Below are 15,757 nucleotides of genomic sequence, written 5' to 3'. Positions count from 1 at the left end.
CCCTTTATCGCTCGTACAGTCCACTCCGCCAAATTGTGCGTACAATCACAAAAGCCCGCCAATACCTATGCTACCCTATAACTGATAAACATTCTCATTCAAGGCGATAAACGCATTCAAACATAAAGGAGCGAACCATTATGAGCGAGCTGATTAACAACCGCGAACACACAGCAAAGGAACTCACAGAACGCCAGCAAATATTAAAGGAAATTATGAAGGAACTACATGACGGGAAAAGCGTGGATGAAGTCAAAGCGCGCTTTGCAGTGGCAGTTGGAGGGGTAAGTGTGGCAGAAATTTCAGCCATGGAGCACGCCCTGATTACCGAGGAAGGAATCCCCGTGTCGGAGGTGCAGCGTCTCTGTTCCGTCCACACGTCGATATTCAAGGGCTCGATTGAGGATATCCACCGTCCTTCCGGACCGGAGGAACAGCCGGGACATCCCGTTCATACCTTCAAGCTGGAAAATCGGGAGATTGAACGATTGGTCAACTTCCAGCTCGCACTGCACGCAGATCAATTCCAAAAGGATGATAGCCCCAAAATCATTTACAAGCTGCTGGAGGATTTAAGTCTGCTGCTGGATCTTGATAAGCACTATAGCCGTAAAGAAAATTTGGTCTTTCCTTATTTGGAGCGCTATGGAATCTTCGGCCCAACCAAGGTAATGTGGGGAGTGGACGACAGTATTCGTAACGCCATCAAGGACGCGAAGAATCTGCTCACCCAATATAATGGGAACAAAGAACTTATTGGGCAGACGCTCACCCATATCATGACCGAAGTGAACGAAATGATATTCAAGGAAGAGAATATTCTGCTGCCGATGGCGCTGGGTAAGCTAACAGAGGATGAGTGGCTGAAAATAGCCCGTGAAAGTGCAGAAATCGGGTTCTGCCTGACCGCTCCCGAGCGGGAATGGATACCTGAGCGGGCAGAGGAGCCTGTGGAAATGGATGAGCAACAGGAAGGAACATCAGGAACTCCCCAAGGCTTTGTGCGATTCGAGACGGGGATTGTGTCTGTGCAACAATTGGAGCTGCTGTTGAATCATCTGCCCGTCGATCTGACATTTATAGACGAGCACGATGTCGTTCGTTATTTCTCCCATGGTAAAGAACGGGTCTTCGCCCGTACGAAGGCTGTCATTGGACGTACCGTGCAGAATTGCCACCCGCCGCAAAGCGTGCATGTCGTCGAGAAGCTGCTGGAGGATTTTAAGGCTGGCCGCAAGGATGCTGAAGATTTTTGGATTCCGATCAAGGATAAATTTGTCTATATCCGCTATTTTGCCATCCGTGATGCAGAAGACCGCTATCTGGGAACGCTGGAATTCACGCAAAACATCGCACCTATTCGTGCCTTGGAAGGGCAGAAACGGATTTTATCCGAGTAATCATCATCTGCTTCAAAAAGATTGCTCGCCGTATTCCTGTCGCCTCCAGTTAACATCAAAGGAGTCTTCCTCCACATTACATGTAGAGAAAGACTTCTTTCCATTTGCACAGTCCGCTATTTATTTTCCCACCCGTAAGCCACCATGTTCAGGTTTTTGTCACCCATTTTTATAAGATGCTGCTCTACTACAAGCTTGGCTCCCAGTTGTTCATAAAAATACCGAGCCGGATTATCTGCTAACACCCAGACGATGGCAGAGTGAATGTTCATACTGCTTAAATGTTGAAGAAGACGCATGAATAATTGCTTTCCCAATCCTAAACTATGGTATTCTTTTAACACATAAATAGCAGTTACCTCTCCCTCATATGGGGGATATTCACCTGACTTTTCCGGCCCTCCACTCACAAATCCGATGATTTCCCCCTTCTCATTTTCAAACACATATACCTGATGATCGTCTTCACTGGATATATTTGATTTCCACAGCTCTGTTCTTTGCTCATAGGAAAGTTGTTCCAGAACCTCGGCGGGTATGATATTTTTGTAGGTGGTTCTCCAGCAATCCACATGTACCTTGGCGATACCTGCCGTATCTGATATCGTTGCTTCTCTGATCATCATTTTGGCTCCACTTCCATTTCCAATATTATGCTCTCTATTATACCGACGAGCCCATTCTTGATCTATAATAAGAATTACCATTGTTTACGGAAGTTCGATGCAACGGCAATCCCTTTACTCATCATTCATTACTGGAGGATTTGACTTGAATAAAATCATTTCATTCTACGTTCCGCTTGGCATCTCATCATTGATTGCCGCGCTGACCCATGTCATCGTCAATGCTGTGCTCGCGCGCTCGGAGCATCCTTCGTTCACATTGAGCAGCTATGCGGTGGCAGTTAGCCTGTGCCTGCTGCTGGAAACCCCGTTAACCGCCGTACGACAGATGACCACGAAATTCGGATATGACCGCCAATCCGTTCGCTCCATCGGTATTTTATGTGCGTGTGTAGCGGCGGCTGTACTGGTCATCGGCTGGAGTATTGGTCTTACACCTGCGGGTAATCTGATCTTTCAATATGTATTTGGCGTATCTCCGGCCTTGATCGAACCCACCAAGAGTGTGTTTCAGGTGCTTACTCTACTATACATATTAGTAGCCGTCCGCAACATCTATCAGGGTCTTATTATTAACAAGCACCGTACGGCCTGGATGACGTTCAGCTCGTCCATTCGTATTGTCGCGATGCTAATCGCATCCTGGTTTCTAATTCGGGCAGGCTGGACAAATGACGGGCGAATTGGTGCTGCCATCTTTATTGCAGGTATCTTTATTGAACTGGTCGTTACCTTTTTGGAAGGCCGCATTTTAAAAAGAAAGCTGCCGCCCAACAACGGCGAGCAAACCATCCACCGTGCAAGCCATCTGCTTCCTTTTTATCTCCCCTTGCTGTATTCGGCGCTGGTGCTGGTTGTTCTAAATCCGTCCATACAGGCTGCGCTGAACAATACAACCGATCCATTATTGGCCGTAGCCTCCTTCTCCGTGGCTCTGCAAATCCTGAATCTGTTCGTTTGGTTTTGCAGTTCCCTGCATCAGATCGTCATTCAATTCTATACGAGCAAGCGTCGGGAGGTTCTGATATTTTTGAGCGTTCTGTCCACCCTGTCGCCGTTATTATTGCTGCTGTTGTCCTTTGAATTTGCAGGTGACCCTATTTTACGGGATGTGTTGGGACTGGAAGGGGAACTGCTGGTGGAGACGAGAGGATTGCTTCGCATACTTTCAATCTATGTAGCATTTTATCCATGGGTAGAATATTTCATAGGACGGTCGATATTGATCGGCAATACCAAACCTGTTTTCATCGGCAGATTGTTCTCCGTTTCCTTTGCGATTCTCGCGCTCATTCTATGCATCTCCTTTTTCCCGGGGCTGGACGGACAGGTGGCAGGAATCGTTATGGCCGTTTCCTCACCCGTCGAGTTAGGTATCTATCTGTGGCTTTACCGGAAAATCTCTCTGAACACGATGAACGTGTCATCCTGAAATAAAAAACCTGCCAAGAGAGCCCATGCACTTGCCAGGTCAAATGGGGCTCCCTATGGCTGTACCGATCTTTATGCGGTCAAAATGTACGGGCCGTTCTTCGTGATCGCAATCGTGTGCTCATATTGTGCGCCCCAACTGCCGTCCGCCGAGGTGATGGTCCAGCCATCATCCTCCCACAATACAGCCCCCTCCGTTCCGAGGGTAAATACCGGCTCGATGGTAATCACCATCCCTTCGCGCAGCGGTACCCCCGTTCCGGCACGACCATAGTGCAAAACATCTGGCGGCTCGTGCATCTGACGACCAATACCGTGCCCGATCAAGGGCTTAACGATGCCGTACCGCCGCCATCCCGTGGCTTTTTCCACTGCGTGCCCAATGTCCCCCAGCGTCCTGCCTGGACGAGCGACTTCAATTCCGCGCACCAGTGCCTTATGCGTTTGCCGTAGCAGCCTCGCTACCGGGCGACTGACGTTACCTACTGCATAGGTCCAGCCCCGGTCAGCCAGCCAGCCGTCCTTATTGACGACGATGTCGATGGTCACAATATCCCCGTCATGAAGCACCCGCTCCGAGGGAAATCCGTGGCATACCACCTCGTTGACCGAAGCACAGGTGGCATAAGGAAAGCCCTTATAGCCTTTTTGCTCAGGCGTGGCTCCGCGCTTGCTCAAAAATTGCTCTACCCACGCATCAATTTCCAGCGTGGTCATTCCCGGAAGGATACGACTCTCCAACGCACGATGGCAATCGGCCAAAATACGTCCGGCCTCCCTCATATAGCCGATTTCCTCTGGTGTCCGTATGGCTATCTCCTCCATTGGAATCCGCCTCCTTTAGGCATACAAATTCACTAAACCTATCCCATTGTATGCAGGGCGGACACAAAAAAAACCGTCTCCTCTGTGGATAGACGGTTTATAAAAGTCGGATTTCTATGTTTTGCGGGTCATCGAACCCTTTAAGATACTGAAGAATTTATGCGACCGAGTTCGTTTTCCACCACCATGGTCAACTCTTCCTCATACCCTCCTGTAATCCGGTATTTTCGCACATATTCCTTTACAAATTTTTTGGGATCCTTAGGCCGGAAAATTCGAGTCATTTCCCGCAGACTTTCCTTAACTTCATTGTGACCTTTCGTTGCCATGTTACTCCCTCCCAAAACGTTGAAAATAAGTGCTCCGTTGAAGAGAATGCCGAAAAGTATTGATGTCCTTATGCAGTGAAGTAGTATGTCTTAATGCAGCTCAGGTCGGGAATGCCTTATGCAAGGCATGTACCTGACACTATTATTAATCGAATTTCTATTGGCTGAATCACTTCCCCATTATAACATATTCAGGTACAGCTTTCAGCTTTCCAGAAATTTTACATCTAATTTACCCAAATTTTACGCTACACGTCATATTCGGGTTGCCATCTGTGGCTGTTACAGGAGGGTATACCCTATTTATCGGCTTTTGCGGCGTATGTGTTTGGGGTAAAATAAATAAACATACAAGGAGAATGGATGCGAACGTTCCTGAAAATGAGCTACATGTGCTTATTGAATAATAGGGGGCTAGACATGATGGAAGCCGCAGCACCAAAAATTTTAATATTGTATGCCAGCTACGGAGAAGGCCATGTGCAAGCCGCCCGAGCTATTATGGACAGTTTGCGGAGGCTCGGACGCTGCGAGGTTCTGTTACTCGACCTGATGGCTGAATCCCACCCCTGGTTGAACGATTTAACGAAATTTGTCTATATGCAAAGCTTCAAAACCATTCCCGGGCTTTACGGTTGGGTCTATAACATAACCCGTGAAATGCAGGCAAAATCAGCCTTTGGCAGTGTGCTGCATTCCTTTGGGATGCGCCAGCTTGCGCTCACTCTGGAGAAGGAGAAGCCTGACCTTGTCATACATACGTTCCCTCAGCTCGCTCTCCCGGCGTTACGCCGCAAATTGGGGATGAGGCTGCCCATTGTGAACGTGGTTACGGATTTTGATCTGCACGGACGTTGGCTGCATCCCGATATCGACCGCTACTATGTGGCAACCGAGGATATACAGCAGGAAGCCGCACAGCGAGGAATCTCTCTCGAACGGATTGTCGCCACAGGGATTCCGATTCATGCTTCGTTTTATAAAAGATTTGCCGAAGATACTAATCCAGAAGATGCTGATGTGGTTGAGGATTACTCAATCCCTCCGTCAGATCCGGGAACTACAACACTGCTTATCATGGCAGGTGCCTATGGCGTGATGTCCGGTATATTGGACATCTGTCGGCAATTGAGCCGTCTCCCGCAGCTGCGACTGCTGATCGTTTGCGGACGTAATCCGCAGCTAAAAGCTGAGTTGGATGCGCTGTATGCAGATCATCCCGGTATCCGCATCTTTGGATTCATCGACTATGTTCCCGCACTCATGCGTGCAAGCGATATGGTCATTACCAAGCCCGGCGGCATCACACTCTCGGAAAGCATCGCCTCTGGATTACCCATCCTTGTGTTCAAGCCTGTACCCGGTCAGGAGCTGAATAACGCCCTGTATCTGGAGCAAAAAGGAGCTGCTCGCATTGCCCGTAATACGCAAGAGCTAATTCAACTTTGCGTCGACCTGATCTCCAATCCCTCTCTCGCTCTAGGAATGAAACAGTCGATTGAGCAACTGCGCAAACCTCATCCCGCAGACCGGATTGCCGAGGATATTTTGCACCAGCTTGTGGATAAAACCCCTTCCATACGGACAAATTAACGAAGAATAAGCCAGACGGAGGGGATACCATGGAACGCAAAGGAAAGGATTTGCTCCCGCTTACGGGTGAGAAGGTAGAAGTAGACGGTATTTATGTCGATGAGGACGGACATGAGCAGCATTTACATCGGGGACAGCATTTTCCCTCTGATGTTGTTTTAGGCGATTCCGAGTGGAAAATGACCGAATACGCCTTTGACAATCATCATGACGGACGTACCGATGATCGACTTGTCCCTAAAGAGGATGACGAGGATAAAAAGGGTAAAATTACACATCCACGCCGTCGTTTACAACGCGGAGATCGTTAACATGGGTAAGAAAGTATCTGAATGAAATATCCACAGATAAGTATATCTTGTTGATATATTGTGCACAAACTGTGCATAAAGCGTGGGTATGTCCTATGTTGTCTACAACTTGTGCACAAATTGTGTATAACAACTGTTTGTTTTGTGGATAAATATTATGAATCAGTGGATAAATTGCGTACAACATGTGCAAAAATTGTGGATAACGTTGAAAATGGCTGAGCGAAACCTATTCGTTCGGCCTTTTTCGTGTTTTTATACACATGCTCGGCTTGAACTTTTTCTGCCGCAGGTTGGCATAACCTTAATTCCTGTCCTCATACCCTGTATAGTACGGAGCTTGCGCATGAATAACTTATAAAGGGGGATTGGCCTTACATGTCAGTCTACAAGTCTTCCACAGGAATGGATGAAAATATAGCGGCTGTCCTGTGCTACCTGTTCGCATTCCTTGGTGCACTGGCCTTCGTGTTGCTGGAAAAGAAAAGTCGGTTCGTCCTGTTTCACGCGCTGCAATCCATTTTTCTGTTCGTAGCCCTTATGATCGGGCATGTGCTCGCAGGACTCATTCCGCTACTCGGCCCGCTACTCGCTTCCCTGCTGACACTGGCAGGCATCGTCTTATGGGTCGTCCTGATCATTCATGCTGGACAAGGCAAGTGGCTCAAGCTTCCTTGGGTGGGTGATCTGGCCCTCCATCAAGCCCGGCAGTTGTGAGAGCATGTGTATATTTAACCAAGATTTAAAAACAGCAAAAACCTTGATCCTGAGAAGGAATCAAGGTTTTGTAGCTTGTCGCCTTTTTCAGCTCATACACGAATATGCCCCAGCTTGTCCGGATTGATCATCAAGTAAAAATCCTGAATATGCTCCCCGTCTGGTGCCAGACTGATGCATAAGACCTCCCTCACTGCACCTTCTTTCAAGAATACGAGCTGTACCTCACCATTGATGACGGTGCGGACCAGCTGTCTCTCCCGTAATACGGTTAATACACGACGAGAGGTTAACAGAGCGAGAACGCCTTTGCGTACAACCATCGGTCGCATCACCGTATGCACGTTGCCTCCGCCATCTGCCACAAATACGGGCTGTTCAGCCAGTAGCTCCAGCATAGCGCTAACATCGTAGGCGAGAAAGGCGGCTGTAAAACGTTCCAGCACCTTTATTCTGGAAGGATTCATCGTACTGCTGCTAACCGAATCGGCAAGGGCAGATTCCTCGGAAGAAAGAATACGGCGGGAGCGACTGAACAGTTGACGACAATTACTCTCTGTCTTTCCCAGTAATTCCGCGATCTCTTTATAGTCATATTGAAAAGCTTCCCTGAGCACAAAAACAGCCCGTTCCATCGGCTTGAGCTGCTCCAGCAGAACCAGAAAAGCGTAAGATATCATATCTTTACGCTCCAACCAATCCGCTGGAAGATCTGCGCTCTCACCAAGCGGCTCCGGCAGCCACTGTCCAACATACGTCTCCCTTTGCTTACGGGCAGAGTTCAGAAGATTCAGACACCGATTCATCGTCATTTTCGCTACATAGGCTTTGGGATTCTGTAAGTCATCCAGGGGCTTTTTCTTCAACTCGACAAAGCAGTCTTGAACTACATCCTCGGCATCCGTCACTGTCCCAAGCATTCGATAAGCAATGGCAAAAGAATATTTACGATATCTTTGATATAGCTCCTCCAGACTTAAATCCGCCGATTCTTGTTCAATTCCGTGTTCCTTGCCAGTCAAAGTATGGCCCCCTGTTCGATTAAAGACTACCCGGATACATTCCCGTTGCAATAGCAATCCGGTTCCAACTGTTAATGACGTTAACAGCCATGATTACGTCCACATATTCTTCCTCGGTAAAATGTTCTCTGACCCGATTATACAAATCCGTAGGTACCCCTTGTTCAGAAATGCGGGCAACCGCTTCAGCTAATTCAAGCATAGCACGTTCTTTTTCCGTGAACAAAGGAACTTCCCGCCATAGGGCCAACTGCAAAATGTGATCACCATAGTCCCCCAGTTTCAGTAGATCCTTGGCATGCATGTCCAAACAATAAGAACACCCGTTAATCTGGGATACTCTGATTTTCAGCAGCTCGTACAGCACCTTGTCTATAAAACGTCCGGAAATATATTTTTCCATCTCCATCATTACCTTAAACGTACTTGGACTTACTGCTCTGTGATTGAATCTTAAACTCACGATACATCGCCTCCATCATTGGTTTACACTTAGAAGACAAATGAACCTGTGGATTTGTGACAAAGTGAAATTAAAAAATCTGGAATTGCCCTCAGCTAACATAGCATGTATTATAAATAAATGATTTTATGTAAAGAAGGTGAGCACTCACATGAGCGGAAAAGGTTTTATTAAGGAGTTTAAGGAATTTGCTGTACGGGGAAACGTGATTGATCTCGCGGTTGGTGTTATCATCGGTGGAGCTTTTGGCAAAATTGTCACTTCTGTAGTAAATGATATTATTATGCCTCCGATTGGTAAGCTTCTGGGCGGCATGAATTTTCCAGACCTATATGTTGCTTTAAGAACTGCCGAGCCTTTGAATGCTGATGGAACACGCATGACTCTGGCACAGGCCAAAGATGCAGGGATCGCCGTTCTTGCCTACGGTCAGTTTATTAACGTTCTGCTTGACTTTATGATCGTGGCCTTCTGCGTGTTCCTGCTGGTCAAAGGGGTCAACATGCTGAAGCGTAAAGAGGAAGAAAAACCTCCTCAAGAAAAAACGACCAAGGAGTGCCCACACTGCCTGTCGGAAATTCCCAAGGCTGCAACCCGCTGCGCACATTGCACCTCCAAGCTGGAAGGTTACGTAGAAGCACACTAACTGGTTTCAGCCGGGAGACGTCGGTCAAGAACCACTCATATAACTACAAAAAGCGGCTTAGACGATGAAACGTCTAAGCCGCTTTGATTATAGTATCGAAGGCTTGATCAGCTAAAATTGGTGATAATGCCACGGGGCCTGACGGGCAAGCCCTCTGCGTATAGATGGGAGACATCACCGAAGCCGATGCAACGGGGAGTCGCCCACTCCTTGGAACGCTCATCAAACAAGATCGTGGTTACGGAGCTAGGCGGCATCCAGAAACCGGACCAGACCAGGGCCAGTGGTAGCTCCAGCAGATGGGCAAGCCAGGTCAGTCCGAAGCCGCCATGGCAAAATACGGCCACCCGGTCTTCGGTATGCTTCAGAATTCGATATTTCCCCCCAACCCGCTCAAAGCCTTGGCGCTTCAAGAATTCATCGGAATGAAGCTTTAGCTGCTCGAACGTTTCAGGACTTTGCGTTCCCTGATAATAGGAAATCTCCTTCCAGGAGTCATGAGTCGGCAGAGGTACCTCAGAGCGGATCACTTCACCGGGTAAATCCCAATGAGAGAGACGACCATAAGGAGTTTCCTCCAGCTTCAAGCCCAACTCCTGCGTCCAGTGCTCCACTTCATGAGTCATACCGAGAGAATCCGCGGTGTATCGCATCGTATCCAGCGCACGCCCCATAGGAGAAGCATAAATACGGTCCAGTCCGTGACTGGAAAGCCGTTTGGCCAGTGCCTGAGCCTCCAAATGCCCTTCCGGAGTTATGGTATTGTTCGGATAATCAGGATCTGCGTGCCGAATGATATACAATCTCATATTTCTTTTCTCCGTTCCTATGAAATGACAACAGGATAGCTTGATCCCTTAACGCTTATTCAGCAAGGTTTCCAGGATCGCACGTAAATCCCGGTCTTCCTGATAGACTTCCTCACCCGTATCCAGCTCAATAACCCGGATATATGTATAATTCGCTCTGGCATCGACTGGCTTGAAAATCAGTTCCTCCGGATTGTCCGGACGGACATCATAACCCATATTTTTGAACATATCCGTGATTTGTTCGATACCCGGCTTGCCTCCGCTTTCCAGCATAATCAGTCCGCGCAGCTCCTTAGGTTCTTCCGGATGCATGACCCGAAAATGTACGATACATTCCATGTAAAATCGCTCCTTTCGATCGTATACCTATTTTATGGCGTAAATCTCCATGTTCCCAGCATACCCCAAACCCCACTCCACATTCCATAGCCGCCTTCATATCGTCAGGACGAAAAACACGTTATACTGTAAAATAGACCTTTTACATCTGCTTATACTTTAGGAGGAACCACGATGACTAGCGAGCTTCTGGACATCTATGACGATGAAGATAAGCCCCTTGGCACAGCTTCCCGCCAAGACGCACACGCCAAGGGGTACTGGCACCATACCTTTCACTGCTGGCTGGCACGAGACACCTCAACAGGCCGCCGCTTGCTCTTTCAACAGCGCCAGGATACGAAGGACACCTTCCCCGGCTACTACGATATTACGGCAGCAGGCCATTTAACGGCAGGTGAAGATGTATCTCAGGCAGTGCGTGAGCTGGAGGAAGAACTCGGCATTCACGTTCCCTTTACCTCATTGACACCGCTGATGACCGTTCGATATGAGAGCAAAGGAACGGCACAGGGCATATCTTTTTGGGACCGCGAGATCAGCTCGGTGTTTGGATTGCTGTCGAACCAGCCATTGGAGGACTATCGACTCCAGCAAGAAGAAGTGACTGGACTGTACGAAGCAGACCTCGAACAAGCACTGGCCCTCTTCGAAGGCCACATTCCTTTTCTCGAAGCCAATGGCATATCCTCGGGGCCGAACCCCGAACAGCATCGCCGCCTGATTACATCGGATCAATTCGTTCCTCATAAGGCCGGATACATTACATCTATATGCCAGGCTCTGATGGAACTTCCTGCTCTATAATTCTTATTTTATTCTCCGGCCGACATATATTTACCGATAATGCCCTCATACCGCCAGCCATACCGGGTTGACAGCTCGCTGCCCATGTCATGCTCCAGCTCATACAGAATCAGATCCTGGGCAAAATGATTCAGCAGCAGCCCTGTCATCACCGGGTGCTCGGTAATGAGCGCCTGTGTCGGGCAATTCTCTCCCCGCATGCCCAGCAGGCACCAGCGCCGATCAATGACAAAAGAAAATTTGCGTCCCGACGGCTCTTGTCCGTTTTTGCCAGACGCCCGCGGCAGCCACGGTCCAAGCACACTTTCACCGTTATCGCAGGACCATAGCAGCCGTACACCCCGTTTTTCGGCTTTTTCCAGCTCTGTCCGCAGCAGTTCAGCTTCCTCACGCCACAAATCCAGCACAATCTCATGCTCCGCCCGTTCCAGCTCACGGGTCAGGCTTTCCAGTACATTCCGGTCGCCTTCCACGTTATAAAAGGTCGGCTTGTCTGGCTCTGCTCTCGGCATTTCCTTCTCGACTGCACGCAGGGACTCCTGCAACTGTCCTTCAATCATCCGGGTCAGCTCACCCGATGGCAGCATGCTGTAACGCACAGGTTCTCCCGCACTCGCCCTGAGATACCCTTGCCCGGCCAGACGCTGCAAAGCCGCGTATACGTTGGAGCGTGATGCACCCAGACGCTTGGCGACTTCATAGCCGGAGGCCGCATTTTGCCTCGATAGCTCGACCATAACCTTGGCTTCCATTTCCGTAAATCCCAGATTACGCAGATGATGCAGCAAACGCTCCATATGTTCTGTTCCCCCTATGCTGCCCGGCGTTCTGTTCATATCCTGCAGCAGCCTGTTCGGCTGCGTCAAATCTGTTCAGCTCCGCAACGCGGGCACCACTTGGAGCCTTTGGGCAGCTCGGCTGTGCAAATTTGGCATTTCACATTCTCGCGTACCTGTGCAGCCGGAGTTGCCGGCTTCTCTGCCTCGGAGTTGTTGGCCTTCCAGTATCGAATACGCTCGTCCAGCTCCTCCTGGCGCTCCCGTTCACGTTCCAGCTCCTCCAGACGGCGATGCTCTTGCTCCAGCTCTTCCTGACGACGACGCTCCCACTCTTCATCGAAGGCCGCTTTTTCTTCCGGTGTAAAATCGGACACCGTATAGTTGCGCTCCAAGCTGGATGGTTCGTGCATTTCATGCAGCTTATGCTGCTCCGGTTCATGCCGATCATACGGCTCATGTTCCTCGTAATTATTGTGGGCAGGCTCAGCACCCTTGGCTGGTTCCTCATGCTTGCGCAGATCAAACGAATATACGCCCGTTGGCGCCTCTTCACGCACAGCAGCCACTTGCTTGGAAGCAGCCTGTCCCTCATTCAGCTTGCGCCCACATTTCGGACAAAAGTTCGCATCCAGCGGCACAACAGCTCCACAGGTGCATAAATGAGCGTTTTTCAGCTCTGCAATTCTGCCGCGCAGCTCGTCAATTTCATCCTGTAGCTCATCACAAGCGGTAGATAGCTGTGTCATTTCCTTTTCTGCCACCGACATATCGGATGCCCGGTAGCCTTCATAAAAAATTTGACCCATTCGCAAAAAATGAACATCCATTTCCTGCTGAATCGCTGTAATTTGTGAATTTATTTTACTAATCTCGACAGCATGCTGTGCCTTTTCTGTAGCGCGATTCGCGCCTTCCTTTATACGTTGAATCAGCTTCATATTGATTTCCTCCCTATATCCAGCCGGATTTCCCCGTACCGTGCATATATCCCAAGTTTTTTTCTGTTGGCAAACCTCGAACTCCTGTATAATGGAATGCGGTCATATCGCCTTTTGAAAGGATGCAAGCATTTCAGCATATATTTCAGTCCATCGTCTTGTTCTCAAGAGCAGCTTATGCTGACTAGAACTCTATCATACCAAAAACTACCCCCATTTGTGAAAATGGAAGATTTTATAATCGAAAGGGGTTTCAGGATCATGGACCCAAATCCTGCTTTTTACCCCCGTCCTATCGGGGTTCCTTATTCAGTGTCAAGCCCGCAGGCCCGCCGTGCTTCTATGGATACCAGCACAACGCTAGTATCTGACAGTGACCGCGACTCGGCTTATTTTCGCGCTTTGGAGAACGCGGGTATTCACTTGAATCGCCCGCAAATCCAGGCCGTCCGTCATGGTAAAGGCCCCTTGCTGACACTAGCCGGGGCAGGCTGCGGCAAAACCACAGTACTGGCCGCCCGCGCAGGCTACCTGATGGCGCTGCGGGATGTTCCTGCATCGTCCATCCTGCTGGTGACCTTCACCAGCAAGGCGGCTGCCGAAATGAAGCTGCGCATCGCAGGATTGCCCGGTGTGCGCCCGGCTGCCGCACGTGCCGTCCAAGCGCGTACCTTCCACTCGTTCGCTTTGGCGATGCTGCGGCATCGCGGTGTGCAGGATGAAGTATTCGGCGAAACGCAGGCGCAGCACACCGTCATGAAAATGATGCTGCGCCAGCTCGGGCTTAGCGAGGCGTTCCAGCCTGAAAGCCTGCTGTCCGCCCTCTCCGCCTGGAAGGCGGAAGGCCGCAGCGCGGACGAGTTGCCAGAAACCGTACGCGAGGAATCGGATGCCAAGCGTGCCATGCTCGCTTATGAAGCGTGGAAACAGGAGCGCAATAAAATGGATTTTGACGATATTCTGCTGCGTGCTTCCGTTCTGCTGCGTGACCCGGATGTGCTTCAGCCGCTTCAGCGGCGTTTTTCCCACATCATGGTCGATGAGTTTCAGGATACGAATGCCCTGCAATATGAAATGGTGCAGCGATTGGCTGCCCGTCACCGCAATCTGATGGTCGTCGGTGATGATGACCAGACGATCTACACCTTTAACGGGGCACGTCAGGAATCCATTCTGGAGTTCGACAAGGTCTACAAGGATGCGAAGGTCATTACCCTTGATATTAATTACCGCAGCGATGCACGGATTTTGGGGCTGGGCTCCAACATTGTCGCCAAAAACGTCCACCGACGCTCCAAACGCCTGTCGGCTGCCGGACGTGAGGGCCTGCCCCCACAGTTTGCCACGCCATCCGGGCCGGAGGAAGAAGCGGCGCATATTGTTACACATCTGCTCGGACAGGTAGAGGAAGGTCGGCTTCGCTACCGGGATATCGCGATTTTGCACCGGACAGCCAGCGGAAGCCGTTCTATTTTTGAGCAATTAATCATGCGGGATGTACCGTTTATTCAGTATGGGGCCGGGGCGGTATTTTATGACCAATCCCTGATTCGTCCCTTGATGGATCACCTGCGTCTGTCGCTGAACCCCCGGCGGATGGAATCCATTCCAAGTACCCTTGGGCCGCTGTATGTTTCCCGTGAAGCGGGGATGGAATGGATTATGCGCGAGGAAAAGCAGCAGGCTAAAAAATATCCGTTAATCCATCTCAGCCGCTGGGATCGGCTGCGCGACTTTCAGCGTGAACAGGTGAAGGAGCGTATTCGGCTGATTCGCAGCCTCACCACGATGAAGCCGACCTATGCCATTCAGGAAATGCGGCGCGTTTTCTACGATAAATATTTGGAAAGCGGCGATACGGGCGCGTGGACTCATTATAAGGAAACGATGCAGGAAAGTCTGGAGGAGCTGGAAACGGCGGCGAAGCGTTTTGACACGGTGGAGGCGTTCGTCAGCTTTGCGGACGAGCTTTCTGAGCGCCACCGTCAGATGGAATCGCTGCGCAGAGAGGAAGACAGCGATGCTGTCCGCCTCATGACGATCCACCGGGCCAAGGGACTGGAGTTCCCTTGCGTCTACTGGATCGGCGCCAGCGAAGGCATCCTGCCGCACAGCTCCGCGTTGCACAGCGAGCTGCCAGAGGATCGGCGGGCAGGCGCAGCCCCCGCAGCGGCCGTAGATAACGACGCGGCGCTGGAGGAAGAGCGCCGCCTCGCCTACGTGGCCGTCACCCGGGCGAAGGAGCTGCTGTACATCACCTCCCCCGCCTCCAACCACGGCAAGCCTGCCGCCGTGTCGCGCTTCCTGTTGGAAGCCTACGGGGTCACACCCCCTGAGGCTTCCAAGCCGGAAACGCGGCGCACCAGCTTCGGCCAGCCGAAGGGGACTTCCGGGCAAGGTGGCCGCGCCAGCAGCGGAGCTCACGCGTCCGGCACGGCTACCCGCGTGAGCAGCAGGCCCGGACCGGGCAGCGGGTCAGCGCGGACGGCCTCGTCGGTGGCAAGTACACGGGAGGAGCCACGCATCAGCGTGCCCGTGTGGAAATGCACCGACGACGCCTGCAAGGCGTGGATGCGGCGCGATACGTCAGGCGCCCGCCGAACGGCTTCGGCTGGAGCAGGCACGCCGCCGGTATGCCCGCTCTGCTCATCCCCGATGACAGAGGAGACACGCAGCATCCCGGCCAGATAGGCATAAACTAAATCATTCTTTCCCTGAA

17 protein-coding genes are annotated in these 15,757 nt (G+C 50.6%); 8 read left to right on the top strand and 9 right to left on the bottom strand.

From position 1 onward, the window contains the following. Window positions 1–140: 140 nt before the first annotated feature. Window positions 141–1,400: a DUF438 domain-containing protein gene (locus QMK20_RS02870; protein ID WP_283654510.1), complete on the top strand. Its 1,260-nt coding sequence runs from the start codon at window positions 141–143 to the stop codon at window positions 1,398–1,400. Between the two features lie 116 nt (window positions 1,401–1,516). On the opposite strand, the gene QMK20_RS02865 is transcribed toward QMK20_RS02870, so the two are convergent. Next, window positions 1,517–2,026, bottom strand: coding sequence for a GNAT family N-acetyltransferase (locus QMK20_RS02865; protein ID WP_283654509.1), 510 nt, complete (start codon window positions 2,024–2,026; stop codon window positions 1,517–1,519). A 145-nt stretch (window positions 2,027–2,171) separates the two neighbouring features. On the opposite strand from QMK20_RS02865, the gene QMK20_RS02860 reads away from it, so the two are divergent. Further along, entirely contained in the window at window positions 2,172–3,458 is a 1,287-nt protein-coding gene (locus tag QMK20_RS02860) for a hypothetical protein (RefSeq protein WP_283654508.1), read from the top strand. A gap of 71 nt (window positions 3,459–3,529) precedes the next feature. Here the strand turns inward: QMK20_RS02860 and map are convergent, their stop codons facing one another. Beyond that, the gene (gene map / locus QMK20_RS02855; RefSeq protein WP_283654507.1) at window positions 3,530–4,282 is read right to left on the bottom strand and encodes a type I methionyl aminopeptidase; all 753 of its coding nucleotides are present in this window, start codon (window positions 4,280–4,282) and stop codon (window positions 3,530–3,532) included. Between the two features lie 140 nt (window positions 4,283–4,422). Then, window positions 4,423–4,611, bottom strand: coding sequence for a hypothetical protein (locus QMK20_RS02850; protein WP_007428354.1), 189 nt, complete (start codon window positions 4,609–4,611; stop codon window positions 4,423–4,425). A 423-nt stretch (window positions 4,612–5,034) separates the two neighbouring features. On the opposite strand from QMK20_RS02850, the gene QMK20_RS02845 reads away from it, so the two are divergent. The 3 genes from QMK20_RS02845 (at window position 5,035) to QMK20_RS02835 (ending at window position 7,232) form a co-directional block, all read left to right on the top strand. Beyond that, complete coding sequence (locus QMK20_RS02845) at window positions 5,035–6,204, top strand: MGDG synthase family glycosyltransferase (RefSeq protein ID WP_283656181.1); 1,170 nt, start codon at window positions 5,035–5,037, stop codon at window positions 6,202–6,204. A gap of 29 nt (window positions 6,205–6,233) precedes the next feature. Continuing rightward, window positions 6,234–6,515, top strand: a complete 282-nt coding sequence (locus QMK20_RS02840) for a transposase (RefSeq protein WP_283654506.1) — start codon at window positions 6,234–6,236, stop codon at window positions 6,513–6,515. Window positions 6,516–6,893: 378 nt separating this feature from the next. Further along, on the top strand, window positions 6,894–7,232 hold the full coding sequence (locus tag QMK20_RS02835) for a DUF4870 domain-containing protein (RefSeq protein ID WP_283654505.1): 339 nt from the start codon (window positions 6,894–6,896) through the stop codon (window positions 7,230–7,232). A gap of 92 nt (window positions 7,233–7,324) precedes the next feature. On the opposite strand, the gene QMK20_RS02830 is transcribed toward QMK20_RS02835, so the two are convergent. Then, window positions 7,325–8,254, bottom strand: coding sequence for a sigma-70 family RNA polymerase sigma factor (locus QMK20_RS02830; RefSeq protein WP_283654504.1), 930 nt, complete (start codon window positions 8,252–8,254; stop codon window positions 7,325–7,327). Window positions 8,255–8,273: 19 nt separating this feature from the next. After that, window positions 8,274–8,717: a carboxymuconolactone decarboxylase family protein gene (locus QMK20_RS02825; RefSeq protein WP_283654503.1), complete on the bottom strand. Its 444-nt coding sequence runs from the start codon at window positions 8,715–8,717 to the stop codon at window positions 8,274–8,276. A 151-nt stretch (window positions 8,718–8,868) separates the two neighbouring features. Here QMK20_RS02825 and mscL point away from each other — a divergent pair, with 151 nt between their 5' ends. Further along, entirely contained in the window at window positions 8,869–9,363 is a 495-nt protein-coding gene (gene mscL / locus QMK20_RS02820; RefSeq protein WP_283654502.1) for a large conductance mechanosensitive channel protein MscL, read from the top strand. A 107-nt stretch (window positions 9,364–9,470) separates the two neighbouring features. On the opposite strand, the gene QMK20_RS02815 is transcribed toward mscL, so the two are convergent. Continuing rightward, complete coding sequence (locus QMK20_RS02815) at window positions 9,471–10,172, bottom strand: histidine phosphatase family protein (protein ID WP_283654501.1); 702 nt, start codon at window positions 10,170–10,172, stop codon at window positions 9,471–9,473. A gap of 48 nt (window positions 10,173–10,220) precedes the next feature. After that, entirely contained in the window at window positions 10,221–10,514 is a 294-nt protein-coding gene (locus tag QMK20_RS02810; RefSeq protein ID WP_014279590.1) for a hypothetical protein, read from the bottom strand. Between the two features lie 174 nt (window positions 10,515–10,688). On the opposite strand from QMK20_RS02810, the gene QMK20_RS02805 reads away from it, so the two are divergent. Beyond that, the gene (locus QMK20_RS02805) at window positions 10,689–11,321 is read left to right on the top strand and encodes an NUDIX hydrolase (RefSeq protein ID WP_283654500.1); all 633 of its coding nucleotides are present in this window, start codon (window positions 10,689–10,691) and stop codon (window positions 11,319–11,321) included. Between the two features lie 8 nt (window positions 11,322–11,329). Here the strand turns inward: QMK20_RS02805 and QMK20_RS02800 are convergent, their stop codons facing one another. Further along, window positions 11,330–12,118, bottom strand: coding sequence for a TrmB family transcriptional regulator (locus tag QMK20_RS02800; protein WP_283656180.1), 789 nt, complete (start codon window positions 12,116–12,118; stop codon window positions 11,330–11,332). A 65-nt stretch (window positions 12,119–12,183) separates the two neighbouring features. Next, complete coding sequence (locus QMK20_RS02795) at window positions 12,184–13,038, bottom strand: zinc ribbon domain-containing protein (protein WP_283654499.1); 855 nt, start codon at window positions 13,036–13,038, stop codon at window positions 12,184–12,186. Window positions 13,039–13,299: 261 nt separating this feature from the next. Here QMK20_RS02795 and QMK20_RS02790 point away from each other — a divergent pair, with 261 nt between their 5' ends. Continuing rightward, window positions 13,300–15,729, top strand: coding sequence for a UvrD-helicase domain-containing protein (locus QMK20_RS02790; RefSeq protein ID WP_283656179.1), 2,430 nt, complete (start codon window positions 13,300–13,302; stop codon window positions 15,727–15,729). Window positions 15,730–15,757: the final 28 nt, after the last annotated feature.

The organism is Paenibacillus sp. RC334 (genome assembly GCF_030034735.1).
Classification (GTDB): domain Bacteria; phylum Bacillota; class Bacilli; order Paenibacillales; family Paenibacillaceae; genus Paenibacillus; species Paenibacillus terrae_A.
Note: the sequence above shows the minus strand (reverse complement) of the source record. Positions and strands in the feature narration are given on the sequence as shown.

Excerpts from the sequence above, each read along its gene's own strand:
- QMK20_RS02870 (WP_283654510.1), top strand. The coding sequence starts at position 141 with ATGAGCGAGCTGATTAACAACCGCGAACACACAGCAAAGGAACTCACA.
- QMK20_RS02865 (WP_283654509.1), bottom strand. The coding sequence starts at position 2,026 with ATGATGATCAGAGAAGCAACGATATCAGATACGGCAGGTATCGCCAAG.
- map (WP_283654507.1), bottom strand. The coding sequence starts at position 4,282 with ATGGAGGAGATAGCCATACGGACACCAGAGGAAATCGGCTATATGAGG.
- QMK20_RS02850 (WP_007428354.1), bottom strand. The coding sequence starts at position 4,611 with ATGGCAACGAAAGGTCACAATGAAGTTAAGGAAAGTCTGCGGGAAATG.
- QMK20_RS02845 (WP_283656181.1), top strand. The coding sequence starts at position 5,035 with ATGGAAGCCGCAGCACCAAAAATTTTAATATTGTATGCCAGCTACGGA.
- QMK20_RS02840 (WP_283654506.1), top strand. The coding sequence starts at position 6,234 with ATGGAACGCAAAGGAAAGGATTTGCTCCCGCTTACGGGTGAGAAGGTA.
- QMK20_RS02835 (WP_283654505.1), top strand. The coding sequence starts at position 6,894 with ATGTCAGTCTACAAGTCTTCCACAGGAATGGATGAAAATATAGCGGCT.
- mscL (WP_283654502.1), top strand. The coding sequence starts at position 8,869 with ATGAGCGGAAAAGGTTTTATTAAGGAGTTTAAGGAATTTGCTGTACGG.
- QMK20_RS02815 (WP_283654501.1), bottom strand. The coding sequence starts at position 10,172 with ATGAGATTGTATATCATTCGGCACGCAGATCCTGATTATCCGAACAAT.
- QMK20_RS02810 (WP_014279590.1), bottom strand. The coding sequence starts at position 10,514 with ATGGAATGTATCGTACATTTTCGGGTCATGCATCCGGAAGAACCTAAG.
- QMK20_RS02805 (WP_283654500.1), top strand. The coding sequence starts at position 10,689 with ATGACTAGCGAGCTTCTGGACATCTATGACGATGAAGATAAGCCCCTT.
- QMK20_RS02800 (WP_283656180.1), bottom strand. The coding sequence starts at position 12,118 with ATGGAGCGTTTGCTGCATCATCTGCGTAATCTGGGATTTACGGAAATG.
- QMK20_RS02795 (WP_283654499.1), bottom strand. The coding sequence starts at position 13,038 with ATGAAGCTGATTCAACGTATAAAGGAAGGCGCGAATCGCGCTACAGAA.
- QMK20_RS02790 (WP_283656179.1), top strand. The coding sequence starts at position 13,300 with ATGGACCCAAATCCTGCTTTTTACCCCCGTCCTATCGGGGTTCCTTAT.